10 protein-coding genes and 1 pseudogene are annotated in these 16,199 nt (G+C 47.0%); 4 read left to right on the forward strand and 7 right to left on the reverse strand.

Annotation, left to right across the window (positions count from 1 at the left end):
* Positions 1-23: 23 nt before the first annotated feature.
* Both EMM73_RS18285 and EMM73_RS18290 read left to right on the forward strand, forming a co-directional pair.
* Positions 24-1,844: a putative nucleotidyltransferase substrate binding domain-containing protein gene (locus EMM73_RS18285; RefSeq protein WP_127688227.1), complete on the forward strand. Its 1,821-nt coding sequence runs from the start codon at positions 24-26 to the stop codon at positions 1,842-1,844.
* Positions 1,845-2,504 carry a 3'-5' exonuclease gene (locus EMM73_RS18290; RefSeq protein WP_127688228.1) on the forward strand — a complete coding sequence of 220 codons (660 nt, stop codon included), beginning with the start codon at positions 1,845-1,847 and terminating at the stop codon, positions 2,502-2,504.
* An 80-nt stretch (positions 2,505-2,584) separates the two neighbouring features.
* Here EMM73_RS18290 and EMM73_RS18295 read toward each other — a convergent pair whose 3' ends face one another.
* Positions 2,585-4,882, reverse strand: coding sequence for an acyl-CoA dehydrogenase (locus EMM73_RS18295; RefSeq protein WP_127688229.1), 2,298 nt, complete (start codon positions 4,880-4,882; stop codon positions 2,585-2,587).
* A 19-nt stretch (positions 4,883-4,901) separates the two neighbouring features.
* Positions 4,902-5,555, reverse strand: coding sequence for a TetR/AcrR family transcriptional regulator (locus tag EMM73_RS18300; RefSeq protein WP_127688230.1), 654 nt, complete (start codon positions 5,553-5,555; stop codon positions 4,902-4,904).
* Positions 5,556-6,118: 563 nt separating this feature from the next.
* Between EMM73_RS18300 and EMM73_RS18305 the strand changes: the two genes are divergently transcribed.
* Positions 6,119-8,713 carry a TonB-dependent receptor plug domain-containing protein gene (locus EMM73_RS18305; protein ID WP_127688231.1) on the forward strand — a complete coding sequence of 865 codons (2,595 nt, stop codon included), beginning with the start codon at positions 6,119-6,121 and terminating at the stop codon, positions 8,711-8,713.
* A gap of 59 nt (positions 8,714-8,772) precedes the next feature.
* On the opposite strand, the gene feoB is transcribed toward EMM73_RS18305, so the two are convergent.
* From feoB to EMM73_RS20420, 5 genes and pseudogenes are all read right to left on the reverse strand, one after another.
* Positions 8,773-10,605 carry a ferrous iron transporter B gene (feoB, locus tag EMM73_RS18310; RefSeq protein ID WP_127688232.1) on the reverse strand — a complete coding sequence of 611 codons (1,833 nt, stop codon included), beginning with the start codon at positions 10,603-10,605 and terminating at the stop codon, positions 8,773-8,775.
* A 72-nt stretch (positions 10,606-10,677) separates the two neighbouring features.
* Entirely contained in the window at positions 10,678-10,911 is a 234-nt protein-coding gene (locus tag EMM73_RS18315; RefSeq protein ID WP_222422697.1) for a FeoA family protein, read from the reverse strand.
* A 172-nt stretch (positions 10,912-11,083) separates the two neighbouring features.
* Positions 11,084-12,424: a DUF2252 family protein gene (locus EMM73_RS18320; protein WP_127688233.1), complete on the reverse strand. Its 1,341-nt coding sequence runs from the start codon at positions 12,422-12,424 to the stop codon at positions 11,084-11,086.
* A 558-nt stretch (positions 12,425-12,982) separates the two neighbouring features.
* Positions 12,983-13,360 (reverse strand): annotated as a pseudogene (locus EMM73_RS20415) (zinc-binding dehydrogenase); the annotation flags it as partial.
* Positions 13,361-13,362: 2 nt separating this feature from the next.
* Positions 13,363-13,902: an alcohol dehydrogenase catalytic domain-containing protein gene (locus EMM73_RS20420; protein WP_261373491.1), complete on the reverse strand. Its 540-nt coding sequence runs from the start codon at positions 13,900-13,902 to the stop codon at positions 13,363-13,365.
* A gap of 247 nt (positions 13,903-14,149) precedes the next feature.
* Here EMM73_RS20420 and rimO point away from each other — a divergent pair, with 247 nt between their 5' ends.
* On the forward strand, positions 14,150-15,550 hold the full coding sequence (rimO, locus tag EMM73_RS18330) for a 30S ribosomal protein S12 methylthiotransferase RimO (RefSeq protein ID WP_127688234.1): 1,401 nt from the start codon (positions 14,150-14,152) through the stop codon (positions 15,548-15,550).
* Positions 15,551-16,199 lie beyond the last annotated feature (649 nt).

Genomic DNA, 16,199 nt, shown 5'->3' on the forward strand with positions numbered 1-16,199 from the left:
TTTTGACAAAGCAGGAAGGTGGTATGCAGGTTCAGGAAGTAGTGTCTTTTCTAAAGCAAACTCCCCCTTTTGACGATTTAGCTCATCATGTGCTTGAGACTGTCTGTAGAGATTTAAGCGTGGTTTACCTGGCAGCAGGAGAGAAACTGCAACCTGAGCCTCAGTTACTTATGATCCGCTCCGGCTTATTTGCTTTGCATACAGAACAGCAGCGCCTGACTCATTTACAAAGTGGCGATTTTTATGGCTATCAGTTGCTACTTACCGGTCTTGCTGATCCTGACACTATCCAGTGTGAAGAAGACGGCCTGGTGTATTTTTTACCTGCAGAAAGTTTTGATCGGTTACGTCACCAATACAAAAATTTTGATCTGTTTTTCCAACGCTTATTTAGTCGCCGTTTACATTTGTACCAAAGCACCCAACAAAAAAACACCTCGACATTAAAAGTTGCAGATTTAGTCACAAGACGCAAAGTATCCATCACCTGCAGTCAAACTGTACAACAAGCCGCACTTTTGATGACAGAGCAGCGGGTGTCTTGCCTGCTGATAGAGCAAGACGAACAATTGGTTGGTATCCTTACGGACAGAGACCTGCGTAGCCGAGTGCTGGCGAAAAGTCTGCCTGCTTCAACAACAGTTAGTGAGGTGATGACAAAAACTCCACAGAGTATCGAAGCCGACCGCTTTGCCTTCGAAGCGACTCAAAAGATGAGCCAATTTAACATCCATCACTTACCCGTAGAACAGGATGGCAAAGCCATAGGGGTTCTCACCACCACAGATTTAATTCGCAATCAGCAGGAGCATCCGGTTTATCTAATCAGCCATATTCATCGTCAACACAAAGCCGAAGGTTTGGAAGCCATTACCCCACAGATCCAACAACTTGCGATTCAATTGGCGGAGCAACAACTCCCCTCCTATGAAGTAAGCAGTGTGCTGACCAGTATTATGGATGCATTAGCGCAAAGCTGGCTGCAGATCGCAGAGCAACAACTAGGCCCGGCACCTTGTGTCTTTAGCTGGCTGGGATTTGGCTCTCAAGCGCGCAGAGATATGTTACCCAGCGCGGATCAGGACAATGCGCTGCTGCTGGAAAAAGAACCCACAGGTGCTGTAGCAGACTACTTTTCCGCCTTAGCCGATATAGTTTGCAATGGCCTAGCCTCCTCAGGTCAGGCCCTTTGTGATGGCCATATCATGGCCTCCAATCCGGAACTCAGATTGAGTCTCAAAGGCTGGTCAAACAGATTTGCCAAATGGCTGAATACCCCAGATCCGCAAGCGCTGCTCAGTAGTAGTATTTTTTTCGATATGAGGCTTATCTACGGCAGTAAAGCCTTATTCAATGTGCTGCAGCAAGATGTATTGGCTCGCTGTAAAAACAACGAGTTGTTTTTATACCACCTGGCCAAAAATGCCACTGAGCGCCAACCGCCGCTGGGCTTTTTTAAACACTTCTTATTGGAATTAGACGGCAGGCAACGCAAAGGGCTGGATTTAAAAAAGCGTGGGATCAGCCTGATCACAGATTTAGTCCGGGTCTATGCATTGTCTGCGGGCATTCATGCAGTGAACACCAGAGAGCGATTAACCTTGTTACAACAACAAGGGGTTTTAACTCAGCGCCAGCAACAAAATTTGCAAGGTGCTTTCGATGTACTGGCTCATTTGCGCTGGCAGTTGCAGGCTGAAGATCTGGACAGAGGCCGGCATTTATCCAATTTGCTTGATCCTTCCAAGCTTAATTTGCTGCAGCGCCATCAATTAAAAGACGCCTTTGCCGTAATCAGCGATGAACAGCAAGTACTCAGACAACGTTTTTGCCGGGAACTTTAAATGTGGAACTGGCTGAAAAAACCTGTGCCTGTACACCAAGTGGTACTGGACTACGAAAAAGATCATAGTCTTGATAAACAAAGTCTGGCCAGCAAAGCCAGCTTCCTGGTGTTGGATTTTGAAACCACGGGATTGAATGCAAAAAAACATCATATTGTCAGCGCAGGCTGGGTCAAAATAACTGAGAGCAAAATCCAATTAAACTCGGCTCAGTATCAATTAGTCAAAAGCCCTGCGTCTGTTGGGCAAAGCGCCGTCATCCATGGTCTGCACAATACTCAGGTGCAACATGGGATAGAGCTGGAAGCCGTATTGAGCATGCTGCTACAGGAACTTAAAGGTTCTGTCCTGGTATCGCATCATTGTGCTTTAGAGCTGAGTTTTTTAAAGCAAAGTTGCCAAAATAGCTTTGGCCGTGCACCTGTGTTTAAAGCAGTCGATACCCTGAAACTGGAGCTGTATAAAATGCAGCTAAAAGGTGGACCTGTAGCACAAAACTCATTGAGTTTGCCCGCTTGTCTGGCTCGTTATCAACTGCCTGAAGTAACGGAACATCATGCGTTGTCCGATGCCTTTGCCTGTGCACAACTATTGCTGGCCCAACTAAAAACCAAGGGGACTTCTTGCACTCTGGCTGAGCTATTGCAACAAAGCCGATAAATTTTGGTTGTTAGATTCAGGGTTAAAAATATAAAAAAAGCCAGGCATGACTGACTGGCTTTGTTCACTTAAGCAAAAGCTTACAGAGCGTGTTTAGATAACTCGGCTGGCTTAAAGCTATCGACACTGATGGAGCTGAAACGTAATTCGTTCATCCGTACCAATTGTTTGGATTCGTCTGCAGTTATAACGTTCAATTCCAGTGCTTTTGCGATCAACTGATGCATAGGCATTTTACGTGGTACAGTGCCTTGTTTTTGTGCCGCATAAATTTTCTTCATGATCGGTTGAGCCTGATGCACTGCAATAAAGGCTGATTCCATTAAACCTGTTGGGTCTTCATCCCCTTCACCAATGAAACATAAGTGAGTTAAACGGTCACGAATCACACCAGGTTTTAACAGCGCATCAGAAATGTCCTGAGTCACAGCGTCAGCTGGCATTTTGTAACCTATGCCAAAAGGGAACACCAGAGTCTTTAACAAACGTCCTACCACAGCGCTTGGGAAGTTCTGGAAGAAGCCTGAGAAGGCCTTACCAATTTCAAACAAGTTACGTTCGATGGAGTAACGGACAAAAGGTAAGTCCGCTACCTGACGGCCATTGTCTTCATAAAACTTCAGCACAGCAGAAGCCATATACAAGTGACTTAATACGTCGCCTAAACGGGCTGACAGCATTTCTTTGCGTTTTAAATCGCCACCTAACATCAACATCGAAAAATCAGCACTTAAGGCCAAGGCACGACTCATACGGCTTAACTGCTTGTAGTACTTCGCAGTTTCGCCAGAAACAGGGCTGGAGTTAAAACGACCCAGGGTTAAACCTTGCCACAGCGCACCAAAGGTATTGCCCAAAGCGAAACCAATATGCTTCATCAGCAGGCTGTCGAATTGCTGTAAACCCTCTTCCACATTCGGATTGGCTGCGGCTTCTAATTCCTGCAATACATAGGGGTGGCAGCGCGTTGCGCCCTGGCCAAAAATCATCAGGTTACGGGTTAAAATATTGGCGCCTTCTACTGTAATAGAAATAGGCATGCCCATATAACCGTGAGCCAAATAGTTTTTCGGACCCACCTGAATAGCGCGGCCTGAGTGAACGTCAAAGGCATCGTTTAACAAGGTACGGGACATTTCTGTCATATGGTATTTTGCAATAGCAGTGACTACAGACGGGCTTAACTTTAAGTCTATTGCACCGGCTGTCATTACGCGCATAGCTTCTAAGCTATAAGTGTAAGCACCAATACGGCCTAAACTTTCCTGCACCCCTTCAAATTTACCAATGGCCATACCAAACTGCTGACGCACATAAGAGTAAGCGCCTGTCATGCGGGTAGCTAAATGACCTGTGGCTGTAGCCAGAGCTGGCAAAGAAATACCACGGCCTGCTGATAAACATTCCACCAGCATACGCCAGCCACGACCTGCGTAATCCGGACCACCGATAATCCATTCCAGCGGAATGAATACATCTTTACCGTAGGTCGTACCGTTCATAAAGGCCATATTCATTGGGAAATGACGATCACCAATTTCAACACCTTCATGACTGGTTGGGATCAGCGCACAGGTAATACCCAGTTCAGTTTTTTCACCTAATAAATTTTCAGGGTCGTACAACTTAAAGGCCAGACCTAATACAGTAGCCACAGGAGCCAGCGTGATATAACGCTTATCCCAGTTCAGGCGAATACCTATAACTTCTTTGCCTTCAAACTGGCCTTTACAAATTACGCCTGTATCCGGAATACCACCGGCATCAGAACCTGCTTCAGGGCCTGTTAAAGCGAAACATGGTACTTCTTTGCCTGCAGCCAAACCTGGTAACCAGCGGTCTTTTTGCTCCGTAGTACCGTAATGCATCAAAAGCTCACCGGGGCCTAAGGAGTTAGGTACCATCACTGTGACTGCTGCGGTTAAGCTGCGGGTCGCGATACGGGATACAATAGTCGAGTTGGCTATTGCAGAAAACTCACGGCCACCGTAGCTTTTTGGGATAATCATCGCAAAAAAGCCGTTGTCTTTGATGTATTGCCAGACTTCAGGCGGTAAATCGCGCTGCTCCTGAACAATTTTGTAATCGTCCAGCATTTTCAGCAGAGTTTCTACTTCATTGTCCATAAAGGCTTGTTCTTCAGCAGACAATTCAGCCTTTGGAATAGCATGCAGCTTTTTCCAGTCAGGCTTGCCCTGAAACAAATCGCCATCCCACCAGACGTCACCTGCTTCCATCGCTTCACGTTCGGTATCGGACAGCGGAGGTAAAATTTTCTTAAAGATGCCAAACACTGGTTTGGTGATCAGGTTGCGGCGAATGTCTGCTACACCGAGCACAACAATCAACACAACCAACAGCAGGATCAAAATTGACATAAACACGTCCTTCCAGAGATTAGTGAGCTTGACTAGATAAAGTTAAAGGTGACGCTATACCAGCAGCTAAATATGGAATTAGCCTGTGGATCACGCCTTCTATTTCTACATTTTCGTTAAAATCTGCCGCTGCAATTTCCTGTAACGCCTGATTCGACGCCATGGTAAAGACCACAGTACCCAGGGAGAAATGCAGTCGCCAGAAAATTTCACTGGCTGGTAAATCAGGGCAAGCCTGCTGCACCAGCAATACAAATTTATCCAGAGTGCGGCCATAATGATGATTGAAAAACCAGCGCAAATGACCTTGCACATCGGTGTAACCACGGCCCAGAAGCTGCAAAAACATTCTGGTACCGTGATGTTGCACTTTATTCAGCTCCAGCAAAGGTTTAATAAACACAGACAACACTGCAGTTAAGTCATTTTGTTTTTGACTGGACAACAGCTGGCTGAACTCCTGATCCAAACGAGGCATCAGTACAGACAAATAACGCTGCAGCACCGACTGGATCAGCTCTTTTTTCGAACCAAAATGATAGTTCACCGCCGCCAGGTTGACCTGCGCCATACTGGTAATTTGTCGTAATGACGTATCAGCAAAACCAGTGGATGCAAAAAGCTGCTCAGCCGCATCCAGAATTTTGTCCTGAGTTGTTGTTTTATTCACCATAGCCCTGACTAAATTAAAACACCTGTTTGAAATGTACGTTTGAAAAAAAATACTGTCAAGCAGACAAAACAGAAAAAGCTCAATCTGGTCAGATGAGAATCAAAAATCACATTTTTTTCACAATAAACAAGCCAAAAGGTGACAAGATCTGCTTTATAAAGTGGCAAAAGGTACAGCCTGAACATGGCATCAAAAAAGCGCTTGACATCAACAGCGGGATCAGACAATTTTGATTGAAATTTATCCCAGATTACAAAAGGAGAGCAAAATGCAACGTTGTGCTGCAAACCCAAACAGCTACTATTGCTCTACCTATTACCTCTCCGAGTGGTTCAATAATTAGCACAACTTCTGCCATAGCCAGAAGTGTGTTCGTTATGTCCCTGTAGACCAGCCATTACTTACACTCCACTTATTTGCATGCCTACAACATTTCTCAGGCGTTGATCCGCCTGTTTCTTGCTGTCGCTGCCCAATTTGCTGCGCTTCTCGCTCTGGCACGCCCTTTTTTATTCGAAAAAAACAGATTGCCACCAGGCAACACCAACACCAGAGGAAGCAAAATGTCAGAACATAACAAAATGAAGCTCAGCAAAATTGGATTCGCAACCTTGTGTGCGCTGTTTGGCGTGACAAAGGCTTATGCACAACAGGCTGAAGCAACAGAGCAAAATGAAGAAGCTATTGAAAAAATTGAAGTCACAGGTTCACGCCTCAAAGGGGTGGACATGGAAGGCGCCAACCCACTGCAGATCTTTAGCAGAGATGATTTAGCGAAAAAAGGCTACGACAGCGTCAGTGCCTTTTTGCGCGACTTACCTCAAGCCTCAAGCGCTGGTACTTTTACTGAAAACGGCGGTGTTGCCGGTAATGACGGCACGCCAGCTGGTGCTGCAGGTGTCAGTTTACGTGGCCTGGGCCCCAGCTCAACCCTGGTGTTGGTCAATGGCCGCCGCGTAGCTGTAGATTCATTTACCAACGGCTTTGACTCTTTTGTCAACGTTAACGCTATTCCTATGTCAGCACTGGAGCGGGTTGAAATACTGACGGATGGTGCATCCTCTGTATATGGCTCAGACGCTATTGCGGGGGTTATTAACTTTATCCTGCGTAAAGACTATGAGGGCCACGAATTGTCAGCCTCTTATGGTGACGACACAGCCAGCAGTGATTTCCGTAAATACAACCTGACCTACACAGGTGGCTTTAGCACAGACAACAGCAATACCACAGTGGTGATTGACTACTTTGATAAGGACGCGTTGTTTAACACGGACCGCCCTATCGACGTCACTTTTAAGTCAAGTACCCGCGTCACCATAGACGGCAGAGATTATGCCGAACCATGGTGTGGCACTGACACCAGCAACAAGGGCACACGTTGCTCCTACGATTATGTTAACGAGCGCGCTATCCAGCCGGATAGTAAAGCAGTAGGTGCAACACTGAATCATGTTTATCGCTTGGGGAATGATCGTGAGTTTTTTGCCGAAGCTATGCTGCAACAAAACACCGGTTCAGCTTACGACTCAGCGGCTGCTTTTGATGTGCGGGTGCCAGGTAATGCAGCATTTATTCCGGCTTGGGCAGCCACCTATGACGCTGAAGATGGCGAAGTCAATCAGATCCGTATTCGTTCACGTTTCCCTGAGCGTCGTATTCAGGACTACGATAGCCAAAGCTACAGACTCTTAGCAGGCTTACGAGGTGAACTGGGCGACTGGTCATGGGAAACAGCTGCAAGCTACGGCAAAACAGATAATGAAATTACCCACGTCCAAGGCTATATGGGCAGAGCAAAATTGACTGATGCCCTTGTCAACGGCAGCTTTAATCCATTTAACCTTGGCCGTGACAACTCAGCCTCTGTGATTGCCGGATTACGTGAAATTGCACCACGTATAGGGGAATCCGATGTCTACTCAGTGGATTTCAATATCTCTGGAACCTTGTTTGACGATATCAGCACTGTATTTGGTGGCGAATTCCGCGGTGAGGAAATTTCAGACAACCCGGCTGACGTAGCACAAAGCGGCGGAATTTTTGCGTTAGGTGCCAGTGACGCAGCAGCAGATCGCACTCAGTATGCCATCTACAGTGAATTTAATATTCCACTGACTGAGACACTGGACGCTATCGCCGCTTTACGTTACGACCGCTACAGCGACTTTGGTGGTGCGGTCAATCCGAAACTGTCATTGCGTTACCGAGCCACTGAAGATTTGATCCTACGCAGCTCCTGGAGTACTGGGTTCCGTGCCCCTTCTTTGTCACAGCTAGGTGCCGGTACTTCGTTAATAGCCAACTATATAGACTGCGGTTCTGGTCAGCCATTTGACGCACTTTGTGGCGATTTTGGTGCTACCACAGGTGAACTGGAATTTGATCAGGAAACCTTAGGTAATAAAAATCTGGATGCTGAAAATTCCGAAGCCATCAATATTGGCGCTTCCTGGAACCTGACTGATGACTTGCAGTTTACTATCGATTACTGGCGCTACACACACCAAGACATAGTAGACGTGGATGCGAATACTACCCTACGAGCCTGTATCGCAGGTACTGCTCCTGTCGTTAGTGACGACGCTGCTCTGAAGGGTGAATTTGGTTGTGTACTGGATGGAGCTGGGGATTTAGTGTTTTTACGCACTGGTTTCTTTAACGTCGGAAGCCAGAAAACTGACGGGGTCGACTTTAAATTAAACTACAAATTAGCTACCAGCGCTCTGGGCGAATTTAAGGTTAATCTGGCAGGCACCCGCACTTTATCATACGAGCGTAAGGTGAGCGCGGACAGCCCTGCTGAAGATTTGTTAGGCAAACTCAGTGGCGCTGCTGAAATAGCACGCCCTGAATTTGTTGCAGATGCTGGCACTGAATGGCGACTGGAAAACTGGAATGCCAGCTTAGGCGCGCATTACATCAGTTCATTGGGCGATGGTGACTTTAAGTTTGACAACGACACCCTGGATTCGTGGCTGACGTACAATGCAAGTTTAGGTTATGACATCAGCGACAATCAAAGCCTGTTACTGAGTATCCGTAATCTGACGGACAAAGAGCCGCCTTATGCCTCGTCGCCGACCAACGGTTACGCCAGTTCGGTCCACGACTGGTTAGGCCGCAACTGGACGTTGCGTTATTCAGTGACATTCTAAGTTTTCTTCTCGCTGGATGAAGTTGGGGCCTGAGTTTTCTCAGAGCCCCTTTTTTAGGCCTACAGCAGTTGAGCGCACAACATGGCCAGCAAATAAGCCAGAGCACCATAACCAATCACCAGACCAGTCACCAGTTTAGTGCTACCCGTTTCGGCTTTTAAAGTCGCCACTGTGGCGACACATTGCAGCGCGACAACGTAGAACAGCAAAATGCCCATACCAGCGCCAAAAGTTAAGCCGTCTGCCTGAATATTGGCCGCTAAACCAGCAATATTCTCATCAGCGCCATCCATGCCAAACAAGGTACCCAAAGCGCCAACAAAGACTTCACGCGCCAGGAAAGACATCAGAATAGCCACGCCATAACGCCAATCCAGACCAAGAGGCGCAAACAGAGGTTCAATCCAATGCCCCATCATGCCCAGGTACGAGTCCTGTAAGCCACCAGCTCCTGTTGGGAAATAACCCAGCACCCAAATACCTAAAGACACCATAAAAATCACAGGTCCAGCACGATAGACAAACTGCTTGGCGCTGTTGGTAACGCGGTGGATCAAAGGTTTCCAGTGCGGCAAACGATAGGTCGGTAACTCCAGAATAAATGGCATATCCGACTTAGCGTCATCATTCAGGCTGGAGCGTGACAATACCAGACTGACCAGTAAGGCCGTGACAATACCAAAGAAGTATAAGCCAAAAAAGGCAACGCCCTGCAGATTCACCAGTCCGCCCAGATAGCGGGTATCGGGAATAAGTACAGCCACCAGCAGCGCATACACAGGTAAACGCGCTGAGCAGGACATCAGCGGAATAGTCAGCATAGTGATCAAGCGTTTACGCGGAGATTCGATAGTGCGAGCTGCCATAATGGCTGGAATAGCACAGGCATGGGCCGATAAAAACGGAATAAAGCTGCGGCCTGACAAGCCAAAGTAGCTCAGTGGCTTGTGGCAAATCAGTGCGGCCCTGGCCAGATAACCACTGTCCTCGAGCATTCCTATGATAAGGGTCAACACCATAATTTGTGGTACGAAAACTAAAAATGAACCTAAGCCACCAAAAATTGCATCGTTCAGGAAATCAGCCAGCATACCAGGGCCGGTTAAATCGGTGACAAAACTGGCAATGCTGCCGATCACAGTTTCGACAGCATCCATCAAAGGTGTGGCGAAGGTGAAAATGCTTTGGAATAACAAAAACATCACCAGCAAAAAGGCGATACCGCCACTCAGGTTGCTGAGCATAAAGGAGTCTATGGCATTCTGATGTTTCAGCACCACAGTCGACTGAATGCCGTATTTGGCCGCCAGTAAACGGCTTTGTTTTACCTGCTCGCTAAAATCCAGCGCCGGCAATGCTGCTGTGTCCTCGGCATTAATCTCGGTAGCAGCCTGCTCTGCATCTTGCAGCACCGCAGTTTTAAATTCGGCTATGCCTTCCAGGGTTTTGGCAGAAATCGCATAGACAGGCGCACCTAAGTCTTTGCTCAGCGCTGCTACGTCAATCTGGTGACCAAAACGTGCAACTTCGTCAATCATATTCAGCGCAAACACCATAGGCTTGCCGTAGCGCTGTGCCATAGCCTGCATTTGCATACCAAACATAAGGCTGCTCTGCAGGCGGGTAGCATCCAGATTACAAATAATTAATGCAGTCTGCTGATCCAGCAGAGCCTGATTGATTTTTTCGACAGCAATTTCTTCATCCCTTGTCAGTGTGCTCATTGAATATGCACCTGGGAAATCAATTAACTGATACTGCTCAAACTTACCTGATTTCAGCTCGACAGTCACACCGGGGAAATTAGCTACTTTTTGGCGTAAGCCTGTTAATTGATTAAACAGCAAACTTTTACCGGAATTCGGCTTTCCAACCAAAATAATACGTTTCATAACAAAACCTGTGAATAAACTGGATCACTCGACGGACTAGCCGGCGAGTAATGACGGGGTTAACTGCAGCAGTTAAAGCGGTTTAACCTGAATTTTTCTGGCGATGTGCTGTTCCAGTGAATAGACACAATCGGCAATAGCTACCACCAATGTGCCCTGAAATGGGCCTCGTCTTAAACAAAGCACCGGATCGCCGCAGTCTAGCCCCATTTCACGCAATCTGCTGCTAACAGACAAATCGATGGCAGGGTCTAAGCTGGTCACCATGACGGTTTGACCGCCTGAAGCATCCCATAAAGTCATCATATGTTGCCTCGGAAAAATAACAATGAAAAGTATTCGCATTGTGACTTAAGTCACGGCAGTTTACAACGAAAGACAAGATGGATGATAAAAACTGGTAGATAAAACAACAGATGCTATCTAATTCAGAGTGGCAACTTCAATATTGCCACTCTTGGGACTGACGCAGCATTACTTAACCTGCAATTAATTTAGCTAACAGCTGGCAATCCTGTTGTTGCTGCCTGGCATAATCACAACAAGCCTGTACCAGTTCATCCAGGCTTTCGGGGACAAACTTCACCACAGCCTGCTCAAAACATAAGGACCGTCTGTCGCCTCTGCTGTGGGCTAAAGCCAGAGCACGGCCGCAAGCCTCAGCATACTCGGCCAGCTTTTCGCCAGGTGCTTTGTCAGCAAAACATACATCTTCCGGGTCCACATCGACATTAGCATGATGCAATGAGCGCACCAGATAATGAGCGCCATTCCAGTAATGCTCATCCAGCACTAAATCCGGACGCCGTTGCATCAGGCGCTGGCAATCAACAGTTAAATGGGCTGAGTTTAAATTGTTAACCGGGCTTAAATCAGGAAAAAAGAACAGCGGTGCCGAGTCACGTTGTTGCTTGGCTTCAATTACATGGCACAAGGCTAAATCTTCTTCAGTTTGGATCTGTTTTGGTCCCACCAGCAAATAATAACGCTGCATGTTTAACGAGCCAGTGCCAGCACCCTGACGGCTGACAATGTCTAAAATCTCGTCGTTGACATAGGGTCTGAAACTAAACTCCAGCTCCTTGTACAGCTCGGGCGCTAAACGGCTGAATTTAGCTGCATTTTGCTTAAACATCAGAGGCCTGGCTGATAAGTCAGCAGTTTTGGCTAAGGTACTTTTGCGCAAAAAGTCTTCACCTTTGGCCGAGCGTTTAATGGCTTTTTTCAGTACAGGTTTAAGCACATGATTTTTCGGAAAATCATCCAGTACTGAATACCTCAACTCTGGCTCGTCCAAAATAGCCTGACATTGACTCACATAGGCCTTAAGAAAAACACGCACTGCCTGAACAGCCTCTTTGGCCGACACCACCTGCAATGTATCCAGCTCAAGCTTATTATCATTACTATAACGCTGCAGTTTTACCCCCTGACAATAGTCTGCAGCCAGTAAAATACTAACGGCAAAACGGCTCCAATCCCAGACGGCATGGCCAATACAGGCATCGTCAAAATCGTTTGGCGCAAAAATAACCCGATCACCGAATGAACCTTCTTCAGTAAAAAAGCCAAAATTTGATAAATGACAATCCCCCACTACTGTAGTCAGTGGAATTTTCGTCGTCAGTAACGCTGGTAACTTCAGCACAGAGCCTTTGATATCGGCATAAAATAACCCGCTGCTGCCGCGTAAAAAACGAAAGGGGTTTTGTGCCATTTTCTGATGTTTCACAAGTACAGGATCCAAACCTGGAGCGACCGCATCTGTGCGTTTAAATTCTTGTTGTAACTGGCTAATACGTAATTCGATCTCTGACATAAGGTTCTCTGGATATAGCGTTATTTTTTGTATACTACGCTATCTGACCAGCTGGTCTGAAGCAGTTCTGTGCTGGTAGTTGTAACAAAATAGTACAGGATGCGAACTGTCATGTTCCTACAGCTGCGCCAGGGTGTTTGGGTTTAGAAGAGAGGGCAATACTTCAGATTATTTCAGAAGGCGCCATCAAAAGTCTTGGCTTTTGGCTTGGAAAATGCTCATCGCTGGATACAGACATTCTCAACACAGCGAGCAATAAAGCTTTTTAAATAAACCCTATGTGCTGGATAAGCAGTAGCACTGAATAAGCATCTTTTCGCGCCTCTCTGCGTTGCTCTGTCTAACCATAGCCAGCTATGGTTAGACAGAGCACCTTGAGATCTAAAAAAACTGCGAATTCAGTCAGTGAAGGCTGAATCTACTGATATGAATTCGTTTATCCGTATGATTTATAGAGTTAAATGCAGCCTGTTCAACACTCATTACCCGAACTCAGCTTACATTACCCCAAAGGATTTTTTGTCCGACCAAGAGCATAAGAGACTGCTCAGACCCAGTTCACCTCTCCAGCACTATTCGATAACGCGCCTTGCCGCTTTCCAGGTGAGCAATGGCCTCGTTAATTTGATCAAACTTAAACATCTCAACAACTGGCTTAATGTCATGTTGTACCGCAAAATCCAACATTTTTTTAATAGTGGCGGGGCTACCGACTGGCGAGCCCGACACAGAACGCTGCGCCATAATCAGACTGAAGACGTTGATATCCAGAGGCTCTAAAGTGGCACCGACAAAATGCAAGCGACCTTTAGGCTTAAGCGTAGAAAGATACAGATTCCAGTCCAGCTTTACATTTACAGTGGTCAGGATAAAGTCAAAACGCCCTGCGGCTGCCGCTATTTCATCGGCATCTCTGGAATTAATACAATGATGAGCACCTAACTCTTTGGCTTCTGCAGTTTTACTTTCACTGGAAGTAAAAGCTGTGACTTCACATCAAATTGCAGCAGCGGATTGAATACGGTAATACCACCACAAAACAGCGGCCCTGCTGTTTTTGGATCCATGCCTTCGGGTAAGGCCACCACACTGGCAGCATTAGCCCGCACCTTTTCGGCAAAACCGCCATGACGCCCGACAATAGTGCCTTCTGCTGCTGCACATAAATTATGATCACCACTACCGCAACTGCTGCATACCTGACAATACCCAGACTGCCAGCCCAGCCCCACCACCTGGCCTACTTTTAAATGACTGACATCAACCCCAACTGCTGCTACACGCCCGACCACTTCATGTCCAGCCACTAAAGGGTAAGCCGACATGCCCCATTCGTTATTGAGCATGGATAAATCTGAATGGCAAATTCCACAATAGTCCACATCAATTTCAACATCCTGCCGCCCTAACGGACCGAGATCGTATTCAATCACAGACAAAGGTGAATGAGGCTTTAACGCTGCATAGGCTTTGATCATACAAACTCCTGAAACTAAGGGTAAGAAAAAATAGTACGCCTAGAGTATTAGTCATTATTAACAAAGATACAGTGCAGTCGGGCGCATAAGATGAGTTGTTTTGCTGCTTTGTGCGCATTCTGTTGCCATAGCGGCAGATAACAGTCTCTTATTGATTGTTTTTCATACAGCAACCACTGTTTCTTCCGATTGATTCAGGTATAATCCGCGCACTTTTTTTCCGGCCCTTTTACTTTGCAGGATTTACATGACAGTCGAAACCTTTGACCCCTCACAAACCACCACACTGGAAACCCCAGTGAAAAGCTTGACGGCTCAGGCGCAAGCCAATGGCTCTGGCAAAAAAATTGGGTTTGTAAGCCTAGGTTGCCCTAAAAACCTGGTGGACTCAGAGCGTATTCTGACTCAGTTAAAAACTGAAGGTTATCAAATAGTTCCAAGCTATGACGATGCAGAACTGGTGATAGTCAACACCTGTGGTTTTATCGACAGCGCGGTGCAGGAATCGTTAGACACCATAGGCGAAGCCTTAGCTGAAAACGGCAAAGTGATAGTGACCGGCTGTTTGGGCGCACGCGAAGATGAAATTCGTGAAGTACACCCGAACGTATTAGGCATTACAGGTCCTCATGCTTATGAAAACGTATTAAAGCAGGTGCATGAGTTTGTACCTAAGCCAAAATACGATCCTTTTATGCAGTTAGTGCCAGACCACGGTATTAAATTAACGCCTAAGCATTATGCCTACTTAAAAATTTCTGAAGGCTGTAACCACCGTTGTACTTTCTGCATTATCCCTTCGATGCGTGGCGACTTAGTCAGCCGTCCTATTGGCGAAGTGCTGGATGAAGCGGCGCGTTTACAAAAAGCTGGCGTGAAAGAGCTGCTGATTATTTCTCAGGACACCAGCGCTTATGGTGTGGATGTAAAACACCGCACTGGCTTCTGGAATGGCCAGCCAGTAAAAACCTCAATGCAGTCTTTGTGTGAAGCCTTAGCCGATTTAGGCATTTGGGTTCGCTTGCATTATGTTTATCCATACCCGCATGTGGATGACGTGATCCCATTAATGGCGCAAGGTAAGTTATTGCCTTATCTGGATATTCCATTCCAGCATGCCAGCCCGCGTATTTTAAAGCTGATGAAACGCCCTGGTCAGTCTGACCGCGTGTTAGAGCGCATTAAAAAATGGCGCGAAATCTGCCCTGAACTGACCATTCGCTCAACCTTTATCGTCGGTTTCCCTGGCGAGACGGAAGAAGAGTTCCAGGAATTATTAGACTGGTTAGAACAAGCTCAACTCGATCGCGTTGGCTGCTTTAAATACAGCCCAGTGGAAGGTGCCAAAGCCAACGAGTTGCCAGATCAAATTGCGGAAGACGTCAAAGAAGAGCGTTACCATCGTTTTATGGAAACTCAGCAGCGCATTAGTGCCGCCCGTTTACAAAGCAAAATTGGCCGTACTATTAAAGTGTTAATTGACGAAGTGGACGATGAAGGCGCCATTGGCCGCAGCTTCGCTGACGCTCCTGAAATTGACGGCGCAGTCTACTTAAACGGCGAAACCTCATTAAAACCAGGCGATCTGGTGGATGTAGTTGTTGAAGAAGCGGACGAATACGACTTATGGGGCAGCCTGGCTGAATAAGTTATAGCCACTGTGTTCGATATTAAAAACCGCCATTTGTGCGGTTTTTTTACATGGTGAATAAGGTTTACCCAGCTTGGTCTCTTACATACTAAAAGCTCATAGCGACTCTGGCTTTTGAACAATAGTAGCCAACCCCTCCCCGCTATCTAGCCCACTGCGGGACGCTACCTTCGACTCCATCTGCTTCACTTTTATCGGCGCTAGTTTCAATTGTTGGAGTGGATCAGTTTTGCATTGTTGGTAACAACAGCAAGCGGTTACGGCTACTTTTGCGGCGGCGCGTTTCAATCCACGCGCCCCGTGCGGGACGCGACCTTATAGTCAGGATCATCTAATTCAAAGCTAGTGTTTCAATCCACGCGCCCCGTGCGGGACGCGACTGTGTTGCTAGGTGCGGCTTCTACCACGTACAAGCCGTTTCAATCCACGCGCCCCGTGCGGGACGCGACACAATGAAAATCAACTTCGATGTGCGGAGTGTCGTTTCAATCCACGCGCCCCGTGCGGGACGCGACCTTATAGTCAGGATCATCTAATTCAAAGCTAGTGTTTCAATCCACGCGCCCCGTGCGGGACGCGACTGTGTTGCTAGGTGCGGCTTCTACCACGTACAAGCCGTTTCAATCCACGCGCCCCGTGCGGGACG

Source organism: Rheinheimera sediminis (genome assembly GCF_004005375.1).
In the GTDB taxonomy this organism is placed as follows: domain Bacteria; phylum Pseudomonadota; class Gammaproteobacteria; order Enterobacterales; family Alteromonadaceae; genus Pararheinheimera.

Bases quoted from the DNA above. Each gene is read 5' to 3' on its own strand.
- EMM73_RS18315 (WP_222422697.1), bottom strand. From the start codon at position 10,911: ATGATGACTTTATGGGATGCTTCAGGCGGTCAAACCGTCATGGTGACC.
- EMM73_RS18320 (WP_127688233.1), bottom strand. From the start codon at position 12,424: ATGTCAGAGATCGAATTACGTATTAGCCAGTTACAACAAGAATTTAAA.
- feoB (WP_127688232.1), bottom strand. From the start codon at position 10,605: ATGAAACGTATTATTTTGGTTGGAAAGCCGAATTCCGGTAAAAGTTTG.
- EMM73_RS18300 (WP_127688230.1), bottom strand. From the start codon at position 5,555: ATGGTGAATAAAACAACAACTCAGGACAAAATTCTGGATGCGGCTGAG.
- EMM73_RS18285 (WP_127688227.1), top strand. From the start codon at position 24: ATGCAGGTTCAGGAAGTAGTGTCTTTTCTAAAGCAAACTCCCCCTTTT.
- EMM73_RS18295 (WP_127688229.1), bottom strand. From the start codon at position 4,882: ATGTCAATTTTGATCCTGCTGTTGGTTGTGTTGATTGTTGTGCTCGGT.
- rimO (WP_127688234.1), top strand. From the start codon at position 14,150: ATGACAGTCGAAACCTTTGACCCCTCACAAACCACCACACTGGAAACC.
- EMM73_RS18290 (WP_127688228.1), top strand. From the start codon at position 1,845: ATGTGGAACTGGCTGAAAAAACCTGTGCCTGTACACCAAGTGGTACTG.
- EMM73_RS20420 (WP_261373491.1), bottom strand. From the start codon at position 13,902: ATGATCAAAGCCTATGCAGCGTTAAAGCCTCATTCACCTTTGTCTGTG.
- EMM73_RS18305 (WP_127688231.1), top strand. From the start codon at position 6,119: ATGTCAGAACATAACAAAATGAAGCTCAGCAAAATTGGATTCGCAACC.